Source organism: Alkalispirochaeta americana (assembly GCF_900156105.1).
Classification (GTDB): domain Bacteria; phylum Spirochaetota; class Spirochaetia; order DSM-27196; family Alkalispirochaetaceae; genus Alkalispirochaeta; species Alkalispirochaeta americana.
This window is the reverse complement of record NZ_FTMS01000009.1, coordinates 63,969-88,119: the sequence shown is the minus strand read 5'-3', so window position 1 is coordinate 88,119 and position 24,151 is coordinate 63,969. Positions and strand designations below refer to the sequence as shown.

23 protein-coding genes and 1 tRNA gene are annotated in these 24,151 nt (G+C 56.7%); 16 read left to right on the top strand and 8 right to left on the bottom strand.

Translation table 11 applies throughout. The features are described from left to right. Nucleotides 1-77: 77 nt before the first annotated feature. The gene (locus BW950_RS08130) at nucleotides 78-728 is read left to right on the top strand and encodes an ABC transporter ATP-binding protein (RefSeq protein ID WP_076488852.1); all 651 of its coding nucleotides are present in this window, start codon (nucleotides 78-80) and stop codon (nucleotides 726-728) included. Continuing rightward, nucleotides 725-1,558, top strand: a complete 834-nt coding sequence (locus tag BW950_RS08125) for an ABC transporter permease (protein WP_076488795.1) — start codon at nucleotides 725-727, stop codon at nucleotides 1,556-1,558. The genes BW950_RS08130 and BW950_RS08125 overlap by 4 nt, the downstream gene beginning before the upstream one ends. On the opposite strand, the gene BW950_RS08120 is transcribed toward BW950_RS08125, so the two are convergent. Further along, entirely contained in the window at nucleotides 1,504-2,319 is an 816-nt protein-coding gene (locus BW950_RS08120) for an RsmB/NOP family class I SAM-dependent RNA methyltransferase (protein ID WP_076488794.1), read from the bottom strand. The two genes, BW950_RS08125 and BW950_RS08120, sit on opposite strands and share 55 nt — an antisense overlap. Nucleotides 2,320-2,360: 41 nt before the next feature. Here BW950_RS08120 and BW950_RS08115 point away from each other — a divergent pair, with 41 nt between their 5' ends. The 7 genes from BW950_RS08115 (at nucleotide 2,361) to BW950_RS08085 (ending at nucleotide 10,124) form a co-directional block, all read left to right on the top strand. Next, the gene (locus BW950_RS08115; protein ID WP_076488793.1) at nucleotides 2,361-3,038 is read left to right on the top strand and encodes an HAD family hydrolase; all 678 of its coding nucleotides are present in this window, start codon (nucleotides 2,361-2,363) and stop codon (nucleotides 3,036-3,038) included. Then, on the top strand, nucleotides 3,038-4,813 hold the full coding sequence (locus BW950_RS08110; RefSeq protein ID WP_076488792.1) for a phospho-sugar mutase: 1,776 nt from the start codon (nucleotides 3,038-3,040) through the stop codon (nucleotides 4,811-4,813). Before BW950_RS08115 ends, BW950_RS08110 begins: the two co-directional genes overlap by 1 nt. Further along, entirely contained in the window at nucleotides 4,810-5,382 is a 573-nt protein-coding gene (locus BW950_RS08105) for a 3'-5' exonuclease (protein WP_076488791.1), read from the top strand. Before BW950_RS08110 ends, BW950_RS08105 begins: the two co-directional genes overlap by 4 nt. Before the next feature lie 12 nt (nucleotides 5,383-5,394). Further along, entirely contained in the window at nucleotides 5,395-6,222 is an 828-nt protein-coding gene (locus BW950_RS08100; protein WP_234969062.1) for an MlaE family ABC transporter permease, read from the top strand. Between the two features lie 149 nt (nucleotides 6,223-6,371). Beyond that, on the top strand, nucleotides 6,372-7,163 hold the full coding sequence (locus BW950_RS08095; protein ID WP_076488790.1) for an ABC transporter ATP-binding protein: 792 nt from the start codon (nucleotides 6,372-6,374) through the stop codon (nucleotides 7,161-7,163). Then, a complete protein-coding gene (locus BW950_RS08090; protein WP_076488789.1) occupies nucleotides 7,148-8,659 on the top strand; it encodes an MlaD family protein in 1,512 nt (503 codons plus the stop codon). The genes BW950_RS08095 and BW950_RS08090 overlap by 16 nt, the downstream gene beginning before the upstream one ends. 46 nt (nucleotides 8,660-8,705) lie before the next feature. After that, nucleotides 8,706-10,124, top strand: coding sequence for a GGDEF domain-containing protein (locus BW950_RS08085; protein WP_076488788.1), 1,419 nt, complete (start codon nucleotides 8,706-8,708; stop codon nucleotides 10,122-10,124). Here BW950_RS08085 and BW950_RS08080 read toward each other — a convergent pair. The 4 genes from BW950_RS08080 to BW950_RS08065 all read right to left on the bottom strand — a co-directional run bounded on the left by BW950_RS08080 (nucleotide 10,107) and on the right by BW950_RS08065 (nucleotide 12,383). Further along, the gene (locus tag BW950_RS08080; RefSeq protein WP_076488787.1) at nucleotides 10,107-10,670 is read right to left on the bottom strand and encodes a DUF2284 domain-containing protein; all 564 of its coding nucleotides are present in this window, start codon (nucleotides 10,668-10,670) and stop codon (nucleotides 10,107-10,109) included. The genes BW950_RS08085 and BW950_RS08080 overlap by 18 nt on opposite strands. A 116-nt stretch (nucleotides 10,671-10,786) precedes the next feature. Then, complete coding sequence (locus BW950_RS08075) at nucleotides 10,787-11,203, bottom strand: FMN-binding protein (protein WP_083943853.1); 417 nt, start codon at nucleotides 11,201-11,203, stop codon at nucleotides 10,787-10,789. Nucleotides 11,204-11,324: 121 nt separating this feature from the next. Continuing rightward, nucleotides 11,325-11,398 (bottom strand) — tRNA-Ile (locus tag BW950_RS08070). Nucleotides 11,399-11,570: 172 nt separating this feature from the next. Beyond that, on the bottom strand, nucleotides 11,571-12,383 hold the full coding sequence (locus BW950_RS08065) for a septal ring lytic transglycosylase RlpA family protein (protein ID WP_076488785.1): 813 nt from the start codon (nucleotides 12,381-12,383) through the stop codon (nucleotides 11,571-11,573). Nucleotides 12,384-12,446: 63 nt separating this feature from the next. Here BW950_RS08065 and lysS point away from each other — a divergent pair, with 63 nt between their 5' ends. Both lysS and BW950_RS08055 read left to right on the top strand, forming a co-directional pair. After that, on the top strand, nucleotides 12,447-14,063 hold the full coding sequence (gene lysS / locus BW950_RS08060) for a lysine--tRNA ligase (RefSeq protein ID WP_076488850.1): 1,617 nt from the start codon (nucleotides 12,447-12,449) through the stop codon (nucleotides 14,061-14,063). A 23-nt stretch (nucleotides 14,064-14,086) separates the two neighbouring features. Then, on the top strand, nucleotides 14,087-15,841 hold the full coding sequence (locus BW950_RS08055; protein ID WP_076488784.1) for a sensor histidine kinase: 1,755 nt from the start codon (nucleotides 14,087-14,089) through the stop codon (nucleotides 15,839-15,841). On the opposite strand, the gene BW950_RS08050 is transcribed toward BW950_RS08055, so the two are convergent. Then, a complete protein-coding gene (locus BW950_RS08050) occupies nucleotides 15,774-17,468 on the bottom strand; it encodes a sigma-54 interaction domain-containing protein (protein WP_076488783.1) in 1,695 nt (564 codons plus the stop codon). The two genes, BW950_RS08055 and BW950_RS08050, sit on opposite strands and share 68 nt — an antisense overlap. A gap of 196 nt (nucleotides 17,469-17,664) precedes the next feature. Between BW950_RS08050 and BW950_RS08045 the strand changes: the two genes are divergently transcribed. From BW950_RS08045 to BW950_RS08025, 5 genes are all read left to right on the top strand, one after another. Next, on the top strand, nucleotides 17,665-18,768 hold the full coding sequence (locus tag BW950_RS08045) for a sulfate ABC transporter substrate-binding protein (RefSeq protein ID WP_076488782.1): 1,104 nt from the start codon (nucleotides 17,665-17,667) through the stop codon (nucleotides 18,766-18,768). A gap of 2 nt (nucleotides 18,769-18,770) precedes the next feature. Beyond that, nucleotides 18,771-19,604: a sulfate ABC transporter permease subunit CysT gene (gene cysT / locus BW950_RS08040; RefSeq protein ID WP_076488781.1), complete on the top strand. Its 834-nt coding sequence runs from the start codon at nucleotides 18,771-18,773 to the stop codon at nucleotides 19,602-19,604. Nucleotides 19,605-19,686: 82 nt separating this feature from the next. Beyond that, on the top strand, nucleotides 19,687-20,541 hold the full coding sequence (gene cysW / locus BW950_RS08035) for a sulfate ABC transporter permease subunit CysW (RefSeq protein ID WP_076488780.1): 855 nt from the start codon (nucleotides 19,687-19,689) through the stop codon (nucleotides 20,539-20,541). Further along, a complete protein-coding gene (locus tag BW950_RS08030) occupies nucleotides 20,531-21,631 on the top strand; it encodes a sulfate/molybdate ABC transporter ATP-binding protein (RefSeq protein WP_076488779.1) in 1,101 nt (366 codons plus the stop codon). Before cysW ends, BW950_RS08030 begins: the two co-directional genes overlap by 11 nt. Nucleotides 21,632-21,784: 153 nt before the next feature. Beyond that, nucleotides 21,785-22,153: a hypothetical protein gene (locus BW950_RS08025; protein WP_076488778.1), complete on the top strand. Its 369-nt coding sequence runs from the start codon at nucleotides 21,785-21,787 to the stop codon at nucleotides 22,151-22,153. An 18-nt stretch (nucleotides 22,154-22,171) separates the two neighbouring features. Here the strand turns inward: BW950_RS08025 and BW950_RS08020 are convergent, their stop codons facing one another. Together BW950_RS08020 and BW950_RS08015 are read right to left on the bottom strand one after the other, a co-directional pair. Further along, the gene (locus BW950_RS08020; protein ID WP_076488777.1) at nucleotides 22,172-22,600 is read right to left on the bottom strand and encodes a GNAT family N-acetyltransferase; all 429 of its coding nucleotides are present in this window, start codon (nucleotides 22,598-22,600) and stop codon (nucleotides 22,172-22,174) included. A 4-nt stretch (nucleotides 22,601-22,604) separates the two neighbouring features. Then, nucleotides 22,605-24,059, bottom strand: coding sequence for an FAD-dependent oxidoreductase (locus BW950_RS08015; RefSeq protein WP_076488776.1), 1,455 nt, complete (start codon nucleotides 24,057-24,059; stop codon nucleotides 22,605-22,607). Between the last annotated feature and the right edge of the window lie 92 nt (nucleotides 24,060-24,151).

Sequence of the window (24,151 nt, the reverse complement as noted above, 5' to 3'; positions counted from 1 at the left end):
TTGTCCGGCTGGGGGTAATTATGGTTATACGAGGAGCTTCTGGACAGTTTCTGACAGGCTTCGTATTGTATTTATCCATGAAATATTCTTCGGAGTCACAACAGGACCTTTTTCGTCTCCAGGGGGTCCTGGTTCGTGATCTTTTCTCGGTGGAACCGATGAGCATCCCCTGCGAAAGCATTACAGTGCTTCAGGGGCCCAGCGGGTGTGGAAAAACGACCTTCTTGCGCCTTCTGAATCGAATGACACCTGTGGAGGAAGGGGAAATTTCCTACAAGGGACGCCCTCTGAAAGAAAGGGATCCGGTACAACTGCGCCGGGAGGTAGTGATGCTTGCCCAGCGTCCCGTGCTTTTTACGGAGCGTCTGCGCGACGAACTTCTGGCAGGGTGTTTGCTGGCCGATCGTCCCCTGCCCGATGATGGGACTCTGAAGAGGGCTCTGAAAGCGGTGAACCTGGAGAAAAGTTTGACCGATGACCCGCGCAGATTTTCGGGAGGAGAGCAACAGCGTCTCGCCTTGGCACGGATTGCTCTTATGGATGCTTCTGCGGTCCTTCTGGACGAGCCCTCGGCAGGGCTGGATTCGTCGACGGAGGAGGTAATCTTTTCCATCTTGAGCCAGTGGGCTGCCTCGGGAAAGACGGTGATCCTGGCAACTCACGCCCGGGATCTTTCCAGTCTTGGAGTGGTCCAGACCCGAATCTTTCGCCAGGGGGTGGTATCATGACGGGAGCTGCCGAGATATCCCTGCCTCGTCTTGCTCTTTCGTACGTGCTGGTTCTGGGCGTTCTTGTTCTGGCGGGGCGTCTGGGGCACCGGAGCCGAAGGGTGGAGATATTCCTGGCCACCCTTCGGATGACTGTGCAACTCGTTGCGGCCGGGTACATTCTGGAGATGCTCTTCGCGAAGCCCTCCTGGGTGTTTACCCTTCTGGTCTTTCTGATAATGGAGGGCTTTGCCGTCGGAAATATCTTTTCCCGGGTGGGAGTGCCGCTCTCTCCCGAACTGCGCCGGGTCATCACGGCGGGGCTCTGTGCCGGAACGGTCACGGTGGTGATATTTTTCATGGTCCTCATCCTTGGGGTTGATCCCTGGTACGCACCGCGCTATTTCATTCCGATTGCAGGGATGCTTGTGGGAAACGCCATGACCGGGATCACCTTGGGGGTCGAACGCCTGGTGACAGGAATCAGCTCCAACGCGGAACGAATCGAGGGAGCCCTCATGCTGGGCGCCTCACCGGGTGCTGCCGGTCAGCGCTATGCCCGGGAAGCCTTTGGAGCCGCCCTGGTTCCCACCATAAACTCCATGGTTGGCATGGGTATTGTTTTTCTTCCCGGCATGATGACGGGGCAGATCCTCTCGGGGAGTGCTCCTGCCCAGGCAATCCGGTACCAGATCGCAATAATGCTGGGGATCCTGGCCTCGGTGGCCATAACGGTCTATGTGGTTACCGATGCAGGGTATCGCACCTTTTTTACAGCCGACAAGCGGCTTGTGATCTATTCCGGCACGTCTGCCGAGGATGGTTGGCGACGCCGTAGCAACGAGCAGTAAAGCGGGCCTGCCCCGTTGCAGCGGTCCGGCAGGATGTGTAGCCCCCAGGTGGTCTTCTCGGCACCTCTGATCCCTTCCCTGGCCAGCGATTCCGGATCAAGCGGCAAGACTTCCACCCGATGGCCCCGTCGGGCAAGAGTTCGTTCCAGAAGGAGGTCATTCTCCCGGTTTGCAAGCGCGCAGGTAACATAAAGGACGTACCCTCCCGGTTTGGCGCTGTCGATCGCTGCTGCCAGGATGGCAAATTGGGTGATGGCAATTCTGTCTATGCGCCGAGGGTTCCAGCGGGCAAGTTCTGTCGGGTCCGCCAGGACGTGCCGTTCCGATGAACAGGGCACGTCGGCCAGGATTGCGTCGTATTGGTCCGGTTCGTGGAGCCCCCAGCGCCGGGCGTCGTGGCTGGTTACGCGCAGACGCTGCTGCACGTCCCGAGGCAGATGCTCTTTCAGAACTCGTCGGAGCCGATCCCGACGGGCCTGGGAACGCTCGTTGGCTGTCAGTGTGGCCTGTTCTTCAAGCCGCCCTGCCAGAACAAGGGTTTTTCCCCCGGGAGCAGCGCAAAGATCAAGGTTTCTTTGTCCCAGCGGGAGAAGACGGGCCACCGCTGCCGAGGCAGGGTCCAGGTAATAGGGGGGATCGTTCACGGGAATTCGCAGAGCTTCTCCCTCCAGGGCCTGCTGGAGCGCAGGCCAGCGATCACCAAAGAGATCCTGGTAATACCCGTGAAAGAGGGCTTCTCCTCGAGGTTGTTTTGAGGGCACCGCATTGACCTTTCTGCCTCCCGCCGATACCGTCCTGTGGTATGGGCCAAAAAGCTGTAATCTTTGATCTTGATGGAACCCTTCTGGATTCCCTGGCTGATATCGCCGATGCCCTGAATCGAGTCCTGGCTCATCACGGGTACGCTCCGCTTTCGATTGAACAATGCCGTCGCCGTGTGGGCTGGGGCATGCGGGAACTGGTTCGCCGCAGTCTGGAAGAAGGGGCCGATGATGCCCTGATTGACCGGATGACCCAGGCCGTGGAGGCTGAGTATCAGCGACGTCCCGTGGTCAAAACCGCACCGTATCCCGGTGTGCCTGCATTGATCAGAGACATGAGAGACGCTACAATAAAAATGGCTGTCTTGTCCAACAAGCCCGACCCCCTGGTTCAGGTTATTGTGGAGCAAACGCTTGGAAGAAACTGGTTCGGTCGTGTTCTGGGCAACCGGCCTGGCGTGGCGCACAAGCCGAATCCTCAGAGCACCCGGGAGATTCTTCTCTCTCTGGAGGTGCAACCCGAGGAATGCCTGTTTGTGGGAGATTCCGAGGTGGACATGGAAACTGCCCGTAGCGCCGGATGTGTCCCTGTAGGGGTGTCCTGGGGATTTCGCGATGAAAAGACCCTTCGGCAAGCGGGGGCTCTTCAGATTTGCCACAGTGTCGAGAGCCTTCGAGAGTTCGTGGGGCTTCAGGAAAGAAGAAGGGAGAAAACGTGATGACGCAGAACGAGATAAAAGCCGCGGCCCGGACCTACATTGATGCAGAGCAGGATGCCGTCTTTGCCAGGGAAGTAGAAGTTCTCCTTGAAACGGGAAAATGGGAGGAGCTCTCCGACCGCTTCTATACAGATCTTGAGTTTGGCACCGGAGGGTTGCGCGGTGTGATTGGCGGAGGGTTCAATCGGATGAACCCCTTTGTGATAGCCCGGGCAACGACGGGTCTGGCCCGATATACCGCCCAGGCGGGCTCCCTTCGCAACGATGGAACCCGGGCTGCTGTTATTTCCCACGATAACCGCCGCTATTCCCGGGAGTTTGCACTCTCGGCAGCGCTGGTGTTTGCTGCTCACGGCATCAAGGCCTATCTGGTAGATGATCTGCGGCCCACGCCGCTTCTCTCCTTTGCCGTGCGTTACTATAAGGCGTCGGTGGGAATAATGGTCACGGCAAGTCATAACCCGCCTCAATACAACGGCTACAAGGTCTACTGGGACGACGGCGCCCAGGTGGTCTCGCCGGACGATACAAACATTATCCAGGAGGTGATGGCTGTAAAACCCGGGGAGATTCGCCTCCTGGAGAAGGATGATGCCCTGCGCCAGGGGCTGCTGGAGTATATCGGTGCCGACATAGACGATGCCTTTGTTGCTATGGTAAAGCGTCAGTCGGTGCAGCCCGAACTACTCCGCGAGAAAGGCGGTGAGGTGAAGGCTGTTTTTACGCCCCTCCATGGCACGGGTGCTCCCCTGGTGGAGCGCGTTCTGGGCGAGCTGGGTGTCCAGGTCATTACCGTTCCCGAGCAACGCGCCCCGGACACGGAGTTCCCCACCGTGGCGTTTCCAAATCCCGAAGAGGCAAGCGCGCTGGAGATGGCTCTTGCCCTGGGTCGGCGGGAGAGTGCCGATATCGTGATTGGCACCGATCCCGACGCCGATCGCCTGGGTATTGCTGTCCCCGATGGCGACGATCTGACTCTCGTTACGGGCAACCAGTTGGGAGTTCTTCTGGCCGATTATGTTCTTGGTCAGCGCCAGGCCCTGGGCACGCTTCCCCAGGAGCCGGTCTTCGTGACAACCATCGTCACCACGGCCCTGCAGCGTGCCGTGGCAGAGCATTACGGGGCACAGGTCTACGAGACCCTCACAGGCTTCAAGCACATCGCATCGATCATGCGGGATCTTGAAAAAGACCCCGCCGGTCCCCAGTTTGTTCTGGGCGATGAAGAGAGCTATGGCTATCTGATCGGCACGGAAGTTCGCGACAAGGATGCCATAACGGCCACGATGCTCACCGTGGAAATGGCCCTGCACTGGCGAAACCAGGGGATCTCCGTGATGGACCGGCTACGCCAGATCTGGCAGAATTTCGGTTATTACGAAGAGCAGACAATCTCGAAATATTTCGAAGGCCAGGCGGGAAAGGCCACCATGGACGGTTTGATGCAACAGCTCCGGACGGCTCCGCCCGCTTCTCTGGGAGGCACAGCGGTAGAGCGGATCTACGACGTCAAAACCGATCAGATTTTCTATCCGGCCCGGGGGTCCAGTGAGGCCGGGCCGGGACTGGGTTCATCGAACGTGATCCAGTTCTTCCTTGCCGATGGAACACGAGTGAGCGCCCGCCCTTCGGGGACAGAGCCCAAGATCAAGTTCTACATAAGCGCCTGCAGTGAGCCCTCGCGTGATCTTCCGGCTCTTCAGAAAGCTGTAAGTGGCCGCATCGCTGCAATAGAAGAGGATATTCTCGCCATCATCCAGGAGGCTTCCCGATGATAATAGATCCCACCCTCTCCGTTTCCTCCTGTACCTTCGTGGCTTTCGATTTCGAGACCACGGGGCTGTATCCCGCTGTAGACCGGGTGGTAGAGTTTGGCGCGGTGCGGTTCATGCCAGGGAAGGAGATTGCTGATTTCAATGAACTCTGCAACCCGGAGATGGCGATCCATCCCGAGGCGTCCCGGGTAAGTGGAATCACCGACGCCATGGTGGCCGACAAGCCCCTGGCAGCGGTGATCCTGCCCCGGTTCATGGATTTTGTGGGGGAATCGATACTTGTTGCTCACAATGCCGGGTTTGATACGGCCTTTCTCCGGGCGGAGCTGCAGCGGGCCGGGATGCCCACGGTGCCGAACCTCATTATTGATACCCAGGTTCTGGCAAAGCGGGCCTTCCCCGGAAAGAAAAGCTACGCCTTGCAAAACCTGGTGGAGATGCTTGGTATCCCCGCGAACACAGCGCACCGGGCCCGGGACGATGCCCGGCAGTGCGCGCGCCTCTTTGAACACTGCGTCGGCGCCCTGAGCTTTATGGGTGATCTTGAGCTCTCGGAGGTCCTTACGTGACCAGGAGGCCCGGTGCAGGACCCTCGTGAGGATATCCGGGAGCAGAACACGCCCCTGGTGTTGCTCCCGATAGAAAACCTGGGAAGACGGGTGGTTCAGAACCTGGAGGAGCTGGGCCGCTTCTATGTTTTCCTGGGGCACACGTTACGGGGGCTTTTCATGCCTCCTGTCCGGTGGCGTCTCTACGCAGAGCAAATGGAGCGGATCGGGGTTCGCTCTGTAGCTATCATTGCACTTTCAAGCGCTGCCATCGGTATGATCTTTTCCTTGCAAATGACCATGGTAATGGCCATGTTTCAGGCCGAGGCCATGGTTGGGGCCGCTGTGGGCCTTACTCTGGCCAGGGAGCTGGCGCCGGTTGTGACCACCCTGATGCTTATTGCAAAGAACGGTTCTTCCATGACCGCCGAGCTGGGAACGATGCGCGTGACCGAACAGATCGATGCTATGGAAACCATGTCGGTGGATCCAATCCACTACCTGGTGGTTCCCCGGCTCGTGGCCAGCGTTATCGTTTTTCCCATCCTTACCGGACTGGCGAACCTCGTGGGGATTCTGGGGGCCTACCTTGTGGCGGTGGAAATGCTGGGAGTTGATCCTGGGGGGTTTGTAGAACAGCTGTACTCCCTGGTAAATCCCATCGATGTGATTTCGGGGCTCATTAAGGCCGCTGTTATGGGCTTCATGATGAGCGTGATCTGCGCCTACTACGGGTTTTATTCCGCCGGTGGTTCCAAGGGGGTGGGCGAGTCTGCAACCCGGGCGGTGGTGGCCTCGTCGGTGGGTATTCTTATTGCCGATTACATTATGGCCGATCTCATGCTCCAGTTTCTCTATTAACCTGTCACCTTGCGTGTTGGCTGGCCTGTGGGACTGGCGGGAAACGATGAATCCCGTGGAGAGGCCGTGCAGAGCCCTGCAAAGGAGCGGTTGATTTTTTCCTCCTGACGTGTATCTTTTTCCCATATCGGGTAGGATCATCGGATAGGATGAGAATAGTGGATAGAACGATCGTCTCGGTTCATGACATGCACAAGCGTTTCGGCGAGAACAAGGTCTTGCAAGGCGCTACCATCTCCTTCCCGAAGGGAAAGATCACTGCGATCATCGGCCAGAGCGGAACCGGCAAAAGCGTCCTCATCAAGACAATCATCGGAGTGCTCACCGCCGACCGGGGACAAATTTTCTACGAAGGTGAAGAGATCACCGCAGCCCCGCCGGAGCGGAGACGCTTGATCCGGCGAAACTTCGGGTACCTTTTCCAGGATTCGGCCCTTTTCGATTCCATGAATGTCTATGACAACATAGCCTTCCCCCTGGTGGAAACACTCCGCATGAAGGACAAGCGCAAGATACGCACTATCGTGGAGGAGAAGCTCGAGTGGATAGGGTTGCCCGGGATAGAGCGAAAATTGCCGTCGGAGCTTTCGGGGGGGATGCGCAAGCGTGTGGGGCTGGCCCGGACACTCGCGCTGCAACCATCGGTGCTTCTCTTTGATGAACCCACCACCGGCCTTGATCCGGTCCTTGCCGAGAGCATCAACGACCTTATTGTGCGGGTCAATCAGGAGTTTGGGATCACCTGCATCCTCATCACCCACGATATCCAGGCCACCTTTCGCATCTCCGATTACATAGGATTTCTCTACGACGGCGTTATTCAGGAGCAAGGCGTTCCCGCAGACCTTGTCAACACGGATCACCCCGTGCTAAAGAAGTTTATCGATAATTCCTTTTCCACACCCCTGGAGGTTGAGGTCACCCCATGTCCAGATATCTGAGCATCGGCCTTTTTGTCACCCTTATCGCCACAGCCACCGTTTTTTACGTGCTCCGAACATCGAGCACCATCGGCCTGGGCGAAACCTACACCGTCTACGCCTATGTGGACGACGCCAGCGGGCTTCTGGTGGACTCGGTGGTGCGCCTCGCCGGGGTCGATGTAGGACGCCTTGCATCAATCGAGCTCGACGGTAACCAGGCTCGCCTTGCCTTGCGGATACGCCGGGGCGTCCAGTTGTACGAGGATGCTGTGGTCTCGAAAGCAACCGAGAGCATTCTTGGTACAGCCACGGTCTCGATCAATGCCGGAAGCGGCCAGGGAGCTCTTTTGCAGGATGGTCATCAGGTTCAGCACGTGCGCCAGATGGCAAACGTGGCCGATGCCGTGGAGAGCGCCAACCAGCTCGCCACCAGTGCAACCCGTCTGGTCGACGAGTTCCACACATTCTTGCAAGATGGGGAAACCGTGGACGCTCTGAACGATATCGTAGCCGTTGCCAGGGAAACTGCCTTTTCCGTGAGCATGCTACTGCAGGAAAACCTCACCATCGCCCGCGACACCCTGCTCACGATCCAGTCCATGACCGGTCGGGTTGATGCCGGGGCCGACGACAAACTGGCGATGGTGCAGCAGATCCTGGAGTCTACCGCGCAACTCACAGCGCGGCTGGACCGGATGGTGGGAGAAAACGAAAGCGGCATTGTTCGAAGCATCGAAGAGGTTGAGGCAAACCTGGTGGCACTTCGGGACGTCATCGCCTCTGTGCAAGGAAGCGCTGACAACGTCTCGCATATCACCGGGGTGGTTCGCGACGGCGAAGGCAACCTGGGTCAGCTCATTCACGATGACGAGCTCTATACCCGGGCTGTGCGAATTACCGAAAAGGCCGAGGAGTTCCTCGACGCTACCGTGGGCATGGGTGTTCAGGTTGACTTCCGATCGGAGTTGCTCATGGATCAGGTGGAGACCAAAGATCGTTTTGATCTTCGGCTGGTCCCCCGCACGGGAGACCGCTATTATACCTTTGGTCTGATCAATACTCCTGTTCCCGTCACAACCGAGAAGACCGTTGAGCGCGATGTCACCGGAACTGGCGGAACATCCCCCGAACAGACGGTAACGCGCACGGTAAAACAGGAAGACGAGATGAAGTTTAACCTTCAGATGGCCCGGGTCTGGGGGCCTCTGACGATCCGCGCCGGGGTAATGGAGAGCACCCCCGGAATCGGAATCGATATATCGCCGGTGAAACGGGTGATGCTCAGCGGCGAGGCCTTCGATTTTGGCGCCGACGATGGTATCTATTTACGCGCCTTCGGGCAGTTTTATCCGTTCTATGATCCCGAAAGCAACAATCCCCTGCAGTGGCTCTATTTTACTGGCGGGGTGGACGATGCCATGGACGTATATCACCGGGATTTTTTCCTTGGAGCGGGAGTTCGTTTCACCGATCACGATCTGCGGGGACTTGTGGGATTCATTCCGGTGCAATAAGGCTCCAGGGTGGTTTTTCCTGTCAGGGGTGTTATATTGTGAGATCATGAATGGTTTTCGGGAAAACCAGGCCGACACGCTGGCACTTTCCCGCTCGACTCTGGCCCGAATGGGGCTCTTTGTAAAAAATCAGGCTGGTACTCCTCTCTTTGTGAGCCGCTTCTGGGCAGATCTTGGCTACGGCGAGGAAGATCTCCAGGGAGACTCCTGGATAGATTGCCTTCACCCCGACGATCAGGAAGAGGCCCGACTTCTTCAGGCTGATCTTCTGGCGGGCAAGCGCGATCATGGCCGTCTGATCTGTCGGGTACGCTCCGCCCGGGGAGAGTGGCGGTGGTGTGTCGCCTCGGCCATGCTTGATGGCGACTTCCCCGCAGGAGAGATCCTTTATGTAGGCCATGTCCAGGATGTAACCTATCTAAAAGAACTGCAACGGGAAGCTGAGGAGGCCCGGGCCCTTGCAGAAGAGCGTGCTTCCGAGGCGGAGTCTTTGCGCTATGCCGGAGCAATCATCGCGGCCAGCCTGGACAAGCGGGAAATGGTCTTGCGGGTGGCTCACCAGCTTCGAAGGCTTATCCCCCTGGAGTATTCCATCGTCTTTGAGCGGTCAGGACGGGAGTTGAGTGCCCTGGTCGATCGGGAAACAACGCTTCTTCCGTTAGCGTTCTTTGAGCGGGGTGCCGGTTACGACGCGCTCCTGCGATGCCTGCGATCGGCCCTGCCGGAACAGTTTCGGGATACAGAGACCGAGTCACGCTCCTGGCTTGCCGTTCCGCTGGTGATCCGGGGTGGCCTGGAGGGGGTATGCGCCCTCAGCCGAAGGGACGGTGAGATCTTCTCCGAGGCCGAGATACGAAAAGCCCTGGGGATTGCCGATTTCCTTGCCCTGGCGCTCAATAATGGCCGGCTCTATGAAGGCATGAGCGTTCTGGCAACGACCGATCAGTTAAGCGGCCTTGCAAACCGCCATGCCTTCTTTCTTGAAGCGCAGATCATGCTGGATGAGTCCTGGCGACGTGGTCAGACTCTGAGTTGCCTTCTGATAGATCTGGATTTCTTCAAGGAAATCAACGATACCTGGGGGCATCTGGCTGGCGATCAGGCGCTTCGGGAGGTGGCTGGAGCGATCAAATCCTGCCTCAGGGATGACGATTTGATAGGTCGTTACGGTGGAGAAGAGTTTTCGGCTCTTCTCCCCGGCGCCGGAGAAGAGGCCTGTCGTGCTGCAGCAGAGCGGGTTCGCCAGAAGGTGCGCGAACTCCAGATATCCTCAATTGGCCGCAGGATAACCTGTAGCGTGGGCGTTGCAGTCATCCCGGGTGATCCGGCTCAGGACTGCCCCGGGCTGGATGTGGTCTTGTCATTGGCTGACGAGGCCCTCTATGAGGCGAAAAAATCCGGCCGGGACCGGGTGGTCCTGGCTGACACCCCCTGGGCGTGCGGCAATTCACAGAAGCTCTCGTAAAACCTCGCCATCCTTTGCCACCACAAGTGCCACGGCGACAAGAGCGGCCGGTTCCTGGCCTTGGGAGGGCCATTCCAGAGGAAGGGCCAGCTTCTCCTGAATCATGTCGGAAACGAGAAACCCCAGCGATTCAAGGGAGTATCTTCTTTTTTCGGGAAACCGGCAGGGCTGACCCTCTTCGCGGCTACACCGCGGGCAGTGGTAGCAGTTCCCGGCAATGAGAACCTCCAGGTTTTCTTTTCCTTCGACGAAGATCCGCAGTTCCTCTCCCAGGAGGCGACGCGCTTCCTGAAAGATTTCCTCCAGAGTGCGTGTTGCCGGAACAGCAGGGTTGCGGGTGATCCGCTCTGCCAGTAAAAGAGCCTGTGAAAAGGGGCTCAGGTAGGCCCTTCCCGAGAAGGGGTGCGGCGGGCAGGACCAGAACCGTCCGTACAAGGGACACTCTCGACAGTATCCTTCCACCCGGTGGGGAGCGTAATACCTGAAGAGCTCTTCCGGGGAAGTAAGATGGACATGGCGTTGGGTTATGTAGTCACGGTCACTCATCTTCGGTCTTCTCCAGAAAGGTCATGTTCCTGCTGTCCTTGTTGAACCCATGAAGGAGAACAATCGCCGGGGCTGTCTGCTTGTCGGGGTGCCGGGGTGACTCCAGGGGCATGGCGCTATCTGGACGGAGAAGAGGGGCGTCGCCCGCTGCCAAGAGCATCAGCGACTGCGATCAGATATCCCTTGCTGGTCATGGTTGCTCCCGAGACAGCATCAAAGAGGGGCTGTTCCTGTGCGATCAGGTTCCTGTTGATTTTTGACGTTATATCGTCGGGAAGATTCGAACGACTCGTATCGAGCACCTGAATCTCGACTATCTGATGGTTCCTGACCATGACCGCTACGTCGACGGCCCATCGGTGGATGGAGCTTGAGCCGTAGTGTGTTCCGTCTTCTACCAGAGTCATATCGATTTCGGCGATCTCGTGGGAACGCATTTCTCTCATCCCCCTGGTGCCCCCGACAAAAAAGAGGAGTGCCAGGAGAAAAAATGCTCCCGATGTTATCAAGATCAATTTTGGTGCTCTTCGCATTGATGTTCCTCTGCCAGGAAAGGATGCATGCTCGCTGGGGAGATGTGTGGCGTGACGCCGGGGAGCAGTCCCCGGCACCAGCAACAGGTCCGGGCAAGGTGTTGCCGGGAAGATCCGGGTATGGGCCCATTCGGACTTGAACCGAAGACCCGCGGATTATGAGTCCGCTGCTCTAACCAACTGAGCTATGGGCCCGAAAGAGGCCTGAACACACGGAGACCAGCTGTGATGAAAAACGGCGCGTGTTCAAGCCTACAAAGTTATTGGAGCTGATAATGCCATGGCGGACGTTCTGCGTCAAGCCCCAGGCCAATCTGTGTCGACTCGCGCCGGTATCCATCGGGCGTCAGGTTTTACTGGCCGGGTATTACGATTGGGGCCTGTGACGGCGTATGAGGACGTTCTGATGGCCGATTGAGGCAAGGCGTCGACGGACTTCGGGAAGTTCCTCCTCGGGTACGGAGGGGATGATTACCCGATACACGCTTTGATTCGGAACATCCTCGATTGCGGGTGAGAGTCCGGCCCGGGCCAGGGTGTCGTGAAGGGATCGGGCGCCCGCGCGGGTCGAGAAGGATGCTATCTGCACCGTCCGGAGGGTGCACTCCGGCTCATAGTGGATTATTTCGAGTGTCACCGGGGCGATTCCTGCCGAGGTCATATCAATGGCATCGGCAGCGGCCCGGGAAAGATCGATAACCCGGTTGTCAACAAAGGGGCCGCGATCGTTGATTCGAACATCGACACTTCTCTGGTTCCTTTGGTTTGTCACCCGCACGATGGTGCCAAAGGGCAGTTCCCGATGGGCTGCGCTGATCTGGTGGGTGTCGAAAACCTCGCCGTTCGCCGTGAGCCGCCCCTGGAACTTTCCTCCGTACCAGGAAGCAATCCCCTCAAGCTGATACTCTCTGGAAGGTTCGGGGGAAGAACTATCGGGCAGGGCAAGATCGGGGCTCTCATCGCGGGATTCTTCCTGGGAAGCTGTGGTCAGGGGCGTCGTCTGAGGTGTTCCGGAAGAAGCCGCCCCTGGTTCTCTTGCTCCAGGAGCGACAAAAGAGGGGAGGGGCGGTATCCCGTAGACATCACCTTGAGGATCCGCACCGGCACCGAGGGGCGGAAGCGAAAGGCCCGCCACGGCAAGGGCCGCGATTATTGCTGCACGAGAAGTATATCGCTTCATGAGGACTGTATCGGCCCGTCGGCGTTGTCAATTTACCTCGCTCCCGAGTATAGTATGCGTTCTATGGGACATTCTACGGGACACACACAACCAGCAAGCACACATTGGGCGGACATCAACGCTGCCAGGATTATACGCGAGAAGGGCGAAAAAGATCGCTATACCTGTGCCTCGGGCATAACTCCCTCGGGGACCGTCCACGTGGGCAATTTTCGGGAGATCATCTCGGTGGACCTGGTGGTTCGAGCCCTGCGGGATCTGGGGAAGAACGTTCGCTTTCTTTACTCCTGGGATGATTACGACGTCTTCCGAAAAGTGCCCGGGAACGTTCCGGATCCCCAGGGGTGGCAGCAGTACCTGCGCCAGCCAATAACCAGCGTGCCCGATCCGGCAGGGACCGAAGCGAGCTATGCCCGGGCTAACGAGGCGGAGCTTGAGGGACAGCTGGAGCGCGTAGGCATAGAGCCGGAATACATCTATCAGGCCGGGCAGTACCAGGCATCCCGCTACGCTCCGGGAATGCGCACCGCCCTGGAGCGACGTGAAGAGATCAGGGATGCTCTGAACCGCTTTCGTACCACACCGCTGCCACAGGATTGGTGGCCCCTGAGCGTCTTCAGCCGCTTTACCAACCGTGATACCACGACAATTCTCGGATGGGACGGAGAATGGGCTGTAACGTATCGCTGCGACGAGACAAGCCAGGAAGACACTGTTGATCTTCGTGAGACGGGATGCGCAAAGTTGCCCTGGCGAATCGATTGGCCCATGCGCTGGAGCGTAGAAGGCGTCGATTTCGAGCCCGCAGGGAAGGATCATCACAGCGAGGGGGGCAGCTTTGACACGGCCCGTCTGGTCTCGAAGGAGATCTACGGCTTTGATCCTCCCGTGACCTTTCAGTACGACTTTATCAGTATCAAGGGCCGTGGCGGGAAGATGTCCAGTTCCTCGGGCGAGGTTATCAGTCTGCGCGATGTTCTGCAGGTCTATCAACCCGAAGTTGTGCGCTATCTCTTTGCCGGCACCCGGCCAAACTCGGAGTTTGCCATCTCCTTCGACCTCGACGTGATCAAGATCTACGAGGATTACGACCGGTGCGAGCGCATCTATTTTGGCCAGGATCAGGTAAACGAGAAACGGGCCGAGAAGGAACGCAGAATCTACGAGTTGTCCCAGGTGCAATCGGTGCCCCGGGAACTTCCTGGTCAGGTCCCGTTTCGGCATCTCTGCAACCTCCTTCTCATTCATGACGGTCTCCTGGAGGCTGCCCTGGGTGCGATGCCCGGGTACGAAGGGTTCGACGAGGAACTGCGCCGCCGGGCACGACAGCGGGCCCAGTGCGCCTGGGAGTGGATCACCACCTTCGCCCCCGAGGAGTTCCGTTTTTCCGTGGTGGATCCTCACCGTGATCAGGCCATCGACCTCCCGTCTGCCGAGAGAACTGCCGTGGCAGGCCTGCGAAATCTTGTGGCAGAGCGGCTTGATATCCTTGATGAAAAGGGTGTTCAGGACGAGATCTATCAGATTGCCCGAGATGCCGGGCTCGAGCCGAAGGATTTCTTTGCAGTCCTCTACCGGATACTGATCAGAAAAGAAAAGGGTCCCCGTCTGGGAGGGTTCCTGAAAACCCTGGGGCAGCGACGGCTTCTGGATATCCTGGAATTTTATGGGCCCGGATGATATAACAGGGTAGGGAGGTTCCGGTGAACCGGTTTTTCTCGTTGCGCGCCAGGATGGTTCTTGCCTTTGGCGGTGTGTCGACGTTGCTCTTGATTGCAGCCGGAGGGATCTCCCTGTTTGAAACGGGGAGGCTTCAACGGGAAACGGTTGATGCCATGGCCCGCCAGATTGTTGAGGCCCGGAGTGCCGAGGTAGGGCGCTGGCTTGAGGGGCACCGGAACGAGGTCAGGATACTGAGTCGCTTTGAGGTATTCAGAACCGGTTCGCTGGCAGAGATATCGGCCCACCTGCAGGAGCATCATGCCGAGATAAACCCGGAACAGGAAAACATTTTTTTTGTTGACCTTGACGGCAACTTTATTACCAGCGACGCCCGCAGCGGGAGTTTGCTGAAGCGCCAGTACATTCGGGATATCCTCACGGGCCGGCAATCTGCTACTGTCAGCGACGGTCTTCTGAGCCTGGGAACGGGAAATCCGATTGTGGCCGTGGCTCGGGAGATTCTGACCCCCTCCGGCGAGAGAAGGGGGATCATCGGCGCTTCGGTCACACTTCAAGCCTTCAGTCAGCTTACCCGGAGCATGGAGTTCGGCACAGAAGGGTACGGCGCGATCGTTGATGGCCAGGGACTGGTTGTCGGGCATCCCGATCCTGCCCTGGTAATGCGTATGGACACCCTCAATGCCCCCGACTGGAAGGGGGTAAGGGAGTTGGGTATCCGAATGATTGCTGGCGAGGCAGGCTCCCACGATTATCGAACTCCCCAGGGAATCCGGCGCCACGCAATTTTCGCTCCTGTCCCGGACTCTCCCAACTGGAGCGTGGCCTATCTTATGCCTCAGTCGGACATTGTGGGTCCGGTCTGGCGGATTGTGGGTACTTCCATGGTCTTTGTCTTGGTGGCAATTTTGGGAGTGGTGACCACAGCGGTGGTCTCGGCGAACTACATAGCCGCGCCCATTCTTGGTCTTCACCGGGCCGTGGCTGCCATTGATCTGAACGACCCCGTGATCTCTGAATCCTTTGCTCCTCTGGTGCGGCAACGTAATGAGATCGGTCTTCTTGCGCAGGCTGTGCTCGGGATGAACGAGCGAATCCTCCATGATTATCGGCACATTCAAGACGCGCTTCGCGAAAAGGATCTCCTGCTCAAGGAGGTTCACCATCGCGTAAAAAATAACCTGCAAATCGTCTCGAGTATACTCAGTCTGCAGGGGGACACTCTGGTTGATCCGATGGCCCGCGAAGCCTTGCGGGAGTGCGAGAACCGAATCCATGCGATCGCGGCGGTTCACGAATGTTCGTACAAGTCGTCGGACTTTTCCCGGGTTCCCATGGATAACTACCTCCAGGAATTGTGCGCTTCTCTCCAGAGCGGGCTCCTGGAAACCTCTGATGCGGCAGAGGTCTCGGTGAGTGCGGCCGGGCTCTCCCTGCCCCTGGAGCAAGCGATCTCCTGTGGTTTCATTGTGACCGAAGTGGTGACAAACTCGCTGAAATACGCTTTTCCCCGGGAACGGTCGAAGTTGGGAAAACCGGCAGTCAGGATACACATGGGCCTTCGCGAAGATCAGTGTATCCTTCTGATAAGCGACAACGGAGTCGGTCTGGGAGCGGCCGATTCCCGGAGTCAGGGGCTCGGGACGGAACTGGTAATGGCCTTTGCATCGCAGTTGAAAGGGAGCTTGCGGGTAACCGGCGAGGCAGGCGTTACGGTGGAGGTGGTGTTCCCCCCCGATCGGGGAGCGTCTGGCCCGGGCGATACTCGTTCCAGTTGATTCCCTGGCGCCGCATGCGCGCGCGCAGCGTATGAGGGTTGACTGCCAGAAGTCGGGCTGCTCCTCCCGGCCCCTCAATCTTTCCGGATGTCCTGCGTAGTGCCCTTCGGATGTGCTCCTCGATCGCTTCGTCGAGCGTAAAAAAACAGAGAGGCTCCGTGTGGCATCCTCCGGAGGAGGGGTTGATATTGTGCGACGGCTCGGGCCCCAAGGGGACGATTCGCTCCAGAGCTTTGTGAAAGTCCAGGGATCCGCCCTCGCTCAAGAGAACAGCCCGGTCCATTACCGATGCAAGCTCGCGGATGTTTCCCGGCCATTGATAGGCACGCAAGATATCCACATCGCCCTCAGTTATGGACTGTGTTTTTATCCCGAATCTTCGGGAAGAGCGCTGACAGAAGTGATGCGCCAGGGCGGGAATATCCTGTTGTCGCTCGCGCAAGGGTGGTATCACGATGGGGTATCCGCTGAGCCGATACCAGAGATCTTCCCTGAAGGCTCCTTGCTGAATCATTCCGGGAAGATCCCGGTGGGTCGCAGCAATGATGCGCACGTCTACAGAAATCTCCTCCTCACCTCCGACACGCTCGAAAGTTCCTTCCTGGAGGACTCGCAAAAGCCGTACCTGAGCGGGCAGGGGAAGATCGCCAACCTCGTCGAGAAGCAACGTTCCCCCGTGGGCACGCTCGAACCAGCCACGCTTTCGTTTGATCGCGCCTGTAAAAGCCCCTCGTTCATGACCAAAAAGTTCTGAATCGATCAATTCCGGAGCGATCGCACCACAGTTTATTCGAATGAAGGGTTTCTCATGGCGGGGCGAGAGGTGGTGAATTCTCCTGGCTATTACCTCTTTCCCGGTGCCGCTTTCCCCCAGGAGAAGGACGGGGAGGGAAGAAGGGACAACCGATTCTATTCGATCTAGGACGTTTCGAAGGCCTCCCCGGGTGCCCACAAGGGTCTCGGCCTGATCGTTCTGTTCCTGGGGGTTCCGGGGCTTGCTGTGAGAGGTAACGATGCGGGGTGGGCGATGGGCATGGCGATAAATCCGGGCGTTTTCAAGTAGCCCCGCGAAGGGGGGCGCCAAGGTTGCTTCGATATAGCTCTTCAGCTTTTTCCTGTGGTCGGTATCGGTATCGGTATCGGTTTTCGTCTCGCGTGTTCCGGCAGGAATAACCAGAAGTGCCCCCAGAAGTGTCTCCTCCGGGGTGTCTCCGGTGGACCCCGTTAGTGGGATGAGAATCCCTTGGGACCACGATGGGTATCCTGGCAGATATGACAGGGTCCGAGCGATTCGTCCCTCCAGGTGTGCTCCCTCGATTATCAGCAGGGCTTCAGGGCCCTTGGAAGTTGTGATTTCCACTTCCGGGGAGGGTGTGTTCCGGGATATCCGGTAGATCTGAATCCCCTCGCTGCCGTGACGGAACTCCTTTCCGGACGGGAAGAGTATCAGCGCGAGCTCTGTGCAGGAAAAATTTTTCTGAATCCCGGGAAGGTTTTCCCGAGCAATCTTTGAGAAGGTGTTGAAGAGCAAGGATTCAAGGGCTTTTTCTTCTCCCTGGGGAAAGGAGCTGCTCCGGCAAGCTTCCTCCCACAGATCTGTAAGGATTGACGGGGGTGTCTGGTTCATGGCTGTATTATATAACGGGTTTCCGTGAAATGCCATGGTTTATTGATGTTTATCTGTCTTATATGACGGGATATAGCAGGAGCTTTGATTCATCCGCGTCATGGATGATTCCTCAAATCATTACAGGTTATTTACCTACCTTCTTTGGTGGTTTTTGGCACGGAAATTGCTTACTACATGTGGAGGTATATGAAACATGAAGCATTCCTTGAGAAGCAGGATTAGTCCTGCGGCAACTTCGATAATCCTGACGGGGATCCTGACAACGCTCGCCCTGACACTTGGTTCGTGCGGACAGCAGGAAGATTCACGAAGGACAATTCTGAACGTTTCCTACGATCCTACCCGGGAATTTTACCGGGAATATAACGAGCGATTTGTCGAACACTGGAAAGAGACCACCGGCGAGGACGTGGCTATCACCATGTCCCACGGGGGATCAGGAAGCCAGGCTAGGGCAGTCATCGATGGTCTTGAGGCCGATGTGGTTACCCTGGCCTTGGCCCACGATATAGATGCCATCGCTTTGCACGGCCAACTGCTCTCTCAGGACTGGATCGGGACCCTGCCCAACAATAACGCCCCCTATGTATCGGCCCTAGCCTTTTTAGTGCGAAAAGGGAATCCCAAAAACATAACAGATTGGGACGATCTTGTCCGCGAAGGGGTATCGGTTATCACTCCGAATCCCAAGACGTCGGGTGTGGCTCGCTGGAACTACCTTGCTGCCTGGGGTTATTCCCTCCGCAAGGATCTGGGACCGGATTTTGTGGAGATCCTTCGACACCCAGAACGAAAAGAAGAAGCCGGGAGGGCTCAGGAAAGAGCCTTTGATTTTGTCCATGCCCTGTACAGAAACGTTCCTGTCCTGGATAGAGCAGCTCGAGCTGCAACGAACACATTCATTCAGCGAAAGATCGGCGATGTTCTAATCAACTGGGAAAATGAAATACTTCTGGGTTCTCGGGAACTCGATGAAGCAGGACTTGAGGTGGTTATTCCTTCTGTGAGTATTCTGGCGGAGCCCACAGTGGCGGTGGTTCGCAAGAACTCGGATCGCCGGGGGGGTTCGGATCTGGCTGAGGCGTATCTTCGCTACCTGTACGACCATGAGAGTCAGGAAATCATAGCCCGTAATTACTATCGACCTTGGGATCAAAATATTCTGGAGCGTCATCGGCAGACCTTTCCTGATCTTGAGTTATTTACCATCGCCGATGTTTTTGGAGGCTGGGGAGAGGCAAATCGCCTTCATTTTGTGGATGGCGGAACCTTCGATCAGCTCTATTTGGAACAATAGTGATGGTCTTGAAGAACGTTTCTTCCTCCCCCCTTCCTGGATTTGGCTTGTCTCTGGGAATCTCCTTAACCTATTTGGGCCTTGTCGTGATGATCCCTCTGGGAGGACTCGTGATTTCAGCCTTTCAGATGAGTTTCAGGGACTTTCTGGCTGCAGCGGTTCAGGATCCCCGAGTCCTTGCTTCCTATCGTCTGAGTTTTGGTTCGGCCCTGATCGCTGCCCTGATCAATGCCTTTTTCGGGTTCATCGTGGCTTGGGTACTTGTGCGCTATCAGTTTCCCGGCCGACGATTTCTTGATGCCCTGGTGGATATTCCTTTTGCGTTGCCCACGGCGGTATCGGGGATTGCCTTGACCACCCTCTATGCGTCAACCGGATGGATCGGCCAGTTTTTGGCCCCCCTGGGAATCCAGATTGCTTACGCCCGTCCCGGAATAGTGTTAGCCCTGATTGTGGTGAGTCTTCCTTTTACGGTAAGGACCCTCCAGCCGGCGCTTCAAGAGCTTGATATGGAAGTCGAAGAGGCTGCTTTGAGCCTCGGAGCGTCCCCCGCCAAGACTTTTTTTAAGGTGACCCTTCCGACGCTTATGCCTGCGGTGCTTACGGGGTTCTCTCTTGCCCTGGCTCGGGGAATAGGTGAGTTCGGTTCAGTCTATTTTATTGCCGGCAACTTGCCAATGAGAACAGAGATAGCTCCTCTTTTAATTGTAATGAAGCTTGAACAGTACGATTACCAGGGGGCTACTGCTATCGGCGTAGTGATGCTGCTGGTTTCGTTTCTCTTGCTTCTGGCCGTGAATATGCTGCAGTGGTTGAGTCGCAGGAGTACATTATGAAGATCCTGAAAATACTAGATACACTAAATCCGGAGGCACTGAGCCAGAGAATGAACTTTCGGGAGAGGGGAGGTCGAGGGATATGAGCGATATAGCAAGGACCCTTGGAGTTTTCCTTCAGGGGATCGACGAAGAAATATGGGTGAAGAGAGGATTGATCGGAGTCACCTGGATTTTTCTCTCGGTCTTTTTGATTCTGCCCGTTATTCTTGTCTTCCGCTACGCCTTCTCTCTTGGACTTGCTGCGTATCTCCAGTCTTTTCTGACCCGAGATGCCCGGTCTGCCCTGGCGCTAAGTGTTTTTACTGCCCTGATCGTGGTGCCGGTCAATGCCGTCTTTGGTATTATCATGGCCTGGGCTATAGCAAAGTTCGAGTTCCGGGGGAAGAATATCCTCCTCACACTTCTGGATGTTCCCTTTGCAGTCTCGCCGGTAATAGCAGGAATGATGTTGCTTCTCCTCTTTGGGTCGCGAGGGTTGTTAGGTCCCTGGCTGCAGGAGACGGGGATACGGATCGTCTTTGCCCGCCCCGGAATTGTTCTAGCCACCCTCTTTGTAACTCTCCCCTTTGTGGCGCGGGAGTTGATTCCCTTGATGCATGCCCAGGGGACGGAAGCGGAGATTTCATCTCTGACGTTGGGAGCCACAGGGTTCCAGACGTTTTTCCGCGTAACCTTGCCCGGCATCAAGTGGGGACTGCTCTACGGGGTGCTGCTCAGCAATGCCCGGTCCTTTGGTGAGTTTGGAGCGGTATCGGTTGTCTCCGGGCATATTCGGGGGCAGACGAACACCATTCCGCTTCATGTAGAGATCCTCTTTAATGATTATCAATTTGCTGCATCCTTTGCCATGGCCTCCCTCCTGGTTTTTCTGGGGCTTCTCACGCTGTTTGTAAAGGGATTTGCAGAGTCAAAGGAGAATTATCGTGAGCATTGAGATACGAAACCTGAACAAGACCTTTGGAACGTTTCCCGCCGTGCGAGATGTCTCGCTCAAGATCGAGACGGGTCAGCTGGTAGCGCTCCTGGGGCCGTCGGGATCGGGAAAGAGCACCCTTCTGCGCATGATTGCAGGTCTGGAAAAGCCTGACAATTCGGATTTGATCCAGCCGGAAGTTCTCTTTGAAGGAGTTCCCGTGGGACACAAGCCTGTGCGAAAACGGGGAGTCGGTTTTGTGTTCCAACATTATTCTCTTTTCCGCCATATGACGGTCTTTGAGAACGTGGCTTTCGGTTTGCGTGTCAGGCCCGGGAAAGTTCGCCCTGCCCGAGGAGAAATCGATAAAAAGGTCCGGACCCTTCTGGAGCTGATTCAGCTCCAGAGTCTGGCTGGCCGGTACCCGCATCAGCTTTCGGGGGGGCAACGGCAACGGGTTGCTCTGGCACGGGCGCTGGCGGTGGAACCCCAAGTGTTGCTTCTGGATGAACCCTTCGGAGCGCTCGATGCCCAAGTGCGGGTAGATTTGCGCACCTGGCTGAGGAAGCTCCACAACGAGATTAATGTAACCAGTGTATTTGTGACCCATGATCAAGAGGAGGCCCTGGAGATCGCTGACCGGGTCATTATTATGAACAAAGGAAGGATCGAGCAAGACGGTACTCCCTACGATGTATTTCATGCTCCGGAAACTCCCTTTGTGATGGGGTTTATTGGAAATGTGAATATTTTCCGGGGGAGTTTGAACGGATCCCGAGGAGTTTTCGGGTCTCTCACGGTTGATCGCCAGAATTTTCCCGGGGGGTATCCGTCCATGGAGGGAAAAGATGTCCCTGCGGAGATGTTTGTTCGTCCCCACGAGATCGAACTGCAGGAAAAAGTCGCCGGGCCTCTCTCGATTCCGGTTCGCATAGTCCGGGTTCAGCCGGCGGGAGCCCTGGTGAGGATAGAGCTCCGTACAGAAAAGGGAGAGCCTTTGATGGCCGAGATATCCCACGACAAGTTCAGGGAAGATATCTTTCGTCCCGACTCTCTGGTATTTGCAGAGCTGAAAAGGGCCAGAGTTTTTTCAAATCTTCTCCACCGTTGAGGCATCCCCTTTCTTGCGAATTTCACGCAGGGGGCCTCCGTGGGCTTTCGGGCATGGGACGGACATAGCAACGAATATTACGAACTTGTAATGATCCCGACAGGGAACGGCAATTGTGAGGTTCTATCCTTCTTGTCCAGGAAGGAGTTCGTCATGTCAGAGAAGAGCAAGAAGATACGCCTGGTGGAGACGGAAGAGGAGATCCTTGTCACCATTACCGATGCCGATGAGGTGCTCCAGTTTTCCGGGGTCCTTCCCCGAAATGAAGCAGGCTTCCAGGGGGCGCAGGGACACTATCATCTGGAACCTTCCCGGGAAGGAGATGAAATGGTTCTGCGTTTCTCTTTTCACGGAGGACTCTCCGATTCATCCATACCGGACGATCAGGATCAGGGGCCTCTGAAACGCTTCGAAGCCTATATCAAGGACCCCCTGATAACTCTCCGCGACGGGGGATTTCTTCTGGAAGGGACCCTGACCGCCTGGGTCGCTTCGATACGAGCCCGGCGGGTTGCGAAATAACAACAGCCACCAGGGTGATCAGGATCTCTCCGCGATGGTTCTGGTCATCCTGATGTGCTGAAGATCGGCCTCGGTAAACTCCGGTCCCTCGGGCTGGAAGCCGTAACTCCTGTAGAAGGAAACCGCCCGTAGCTGAGCGTGGAGATAGACCTGGTCCAGCCCCTGGTGTCGTGCCGCTTCAAGGAGCGCCGTCAGGATCAGACCTCCCGTACCGCGGCCTCGCCAGGCCGGAAGAACGGCCATGCGGCCGATCTTGCCGTCCCGTTGCAGCCGGCCCGTTCCCACGGGGGTTGTGGCATCCTGCATGGCCAGGGCATGGGTGCAAAAACAGTCTTCTCCATCCCAGTCAATATCCCTGGGAACCCCCTGCTCAGAGCCAAAGACCTGGTCCCGGATACTGCGGATCTCCGTCTCAGCTTCTGTGAAGGGAACTATCCGAACCTCCATGGTGTTATTTCCCCTCCAGGGAAGGCCGCCTCTCCAGGGATTTCCCTGCTGCTGCCTCATAATCCAGCCCGATAGCCTTGAGAATCGCTGTGAGGATAAAATTAAAGGGCTTGTTGAAGTGGGGCAAAAAGTAGACATCGGTGAAGGCTATCTCGGGAAGGGCCATCTTCTTCTGGATGGCCAGGGCAAGGAAGTATATAACCTCGGTATGGTTTATCTCGCCGTGGCTCCCAATTTGCGCCCCCAGGAGGCGGAAGGTCTTCTCGTGGTAGACCAGCTTTATGCGGGTTATGCCGTAGTCGTTCATGAACTCCGGGCGGTCAGCGTCTTCAATGTAGCTCGATGCCACGGGGAGGCCCAGTTCCCTGGCGGCAGCCTCGCTTAGCCCGGTCGAGGCGAGGTTGTTTTCAAACACGCAGATTGCGTTTGTTCCTGCCATGCTCTCAACGGTCACGCCGGGAATCCCGTTAATCGAACTGGCGGCGGCGATCCCCGATTTCACAGCGTTTGTGGCCAGTGCTACCTGCTGGTGCCGATCAAGTGCTGCGTGGTACATGGCCACAGAGTCTCCCACGGCCCACACATCGGGAATGCTTGTTTTCATGGCGCCATCTACTATCAAGGCCCCGTTTCCGGTCTTTTCGGCCTCGGACAGGAGATCGGTATTGGGGCGAAACCCCACAGCAGTGATCACCAGATCAGCCGGGTAGTGGCCTTTGTCGGTTATAACCTGCCCCACGTGATCGGGTTTCTGGGGAGATGGCGCAAAATCGATCACTTTTTCTCCCAGAGCCAGGGTTATCCCGGCGCGTCGCATATCGTCCTCCAGAAGTCGGGTAAACTCCGTGTCAAAGTAGCGGGGAATAACCCGGGTCTCGTAATCGATGAGTGTTACGTTTTTGCCCTTCTGGCGGTAGGCCTCGGCCAGTTCGATACCAATATACCCTGCTCCGATCACTGCCACCGAGGAGATTTCCGGCTCGTCTGCCTTTTTTATCAGCTCCTGAGCGTGTTGGTAGAGTTTGCAGAGCATGATGTTCTTCAAGCGTGCTTTTTCAGGGGGGACGCCAGGAATGTCCAGTGGCCAGGATCCGGCGGCATAGACCAGCTTGTCATAGCTATCCTGGAACTCCCTTCCGGTTTTGAGGTCCCGGACCCGGATCGTCTTTTTTTGTGTGTCGATGGCAAGAACGTCGTGTTCCATGAAGACCTTTGCTCCCAGAGCATCAAGCTGGACCTGGTCGCAGTAAAAGAGATCCTCGGGATTTTTTACTGTTCCTCCCACGGCCAGGGCTATTCCGCAGCCGAGAAAGCTGATATTACTGTTTCTGTCGTAGGCGTTGATCTCCAGCTCCGGATCCTGGGCAAGGAGAGTTCGGATCGCCGATGTTCCCGCGTGATTTATGCCTACCACGACGATTTTTTCCGTGGTTTTTTTTCGTGTAGTTTCACTTGTCATGGGGTGTTGCTCCTTCAGATGATGAGGTGTCAGTATCGATAATTTAGGTTTGCAAAAGCGCGAAGTCAAGAAAAAGCAAAGTTCTTTTATCA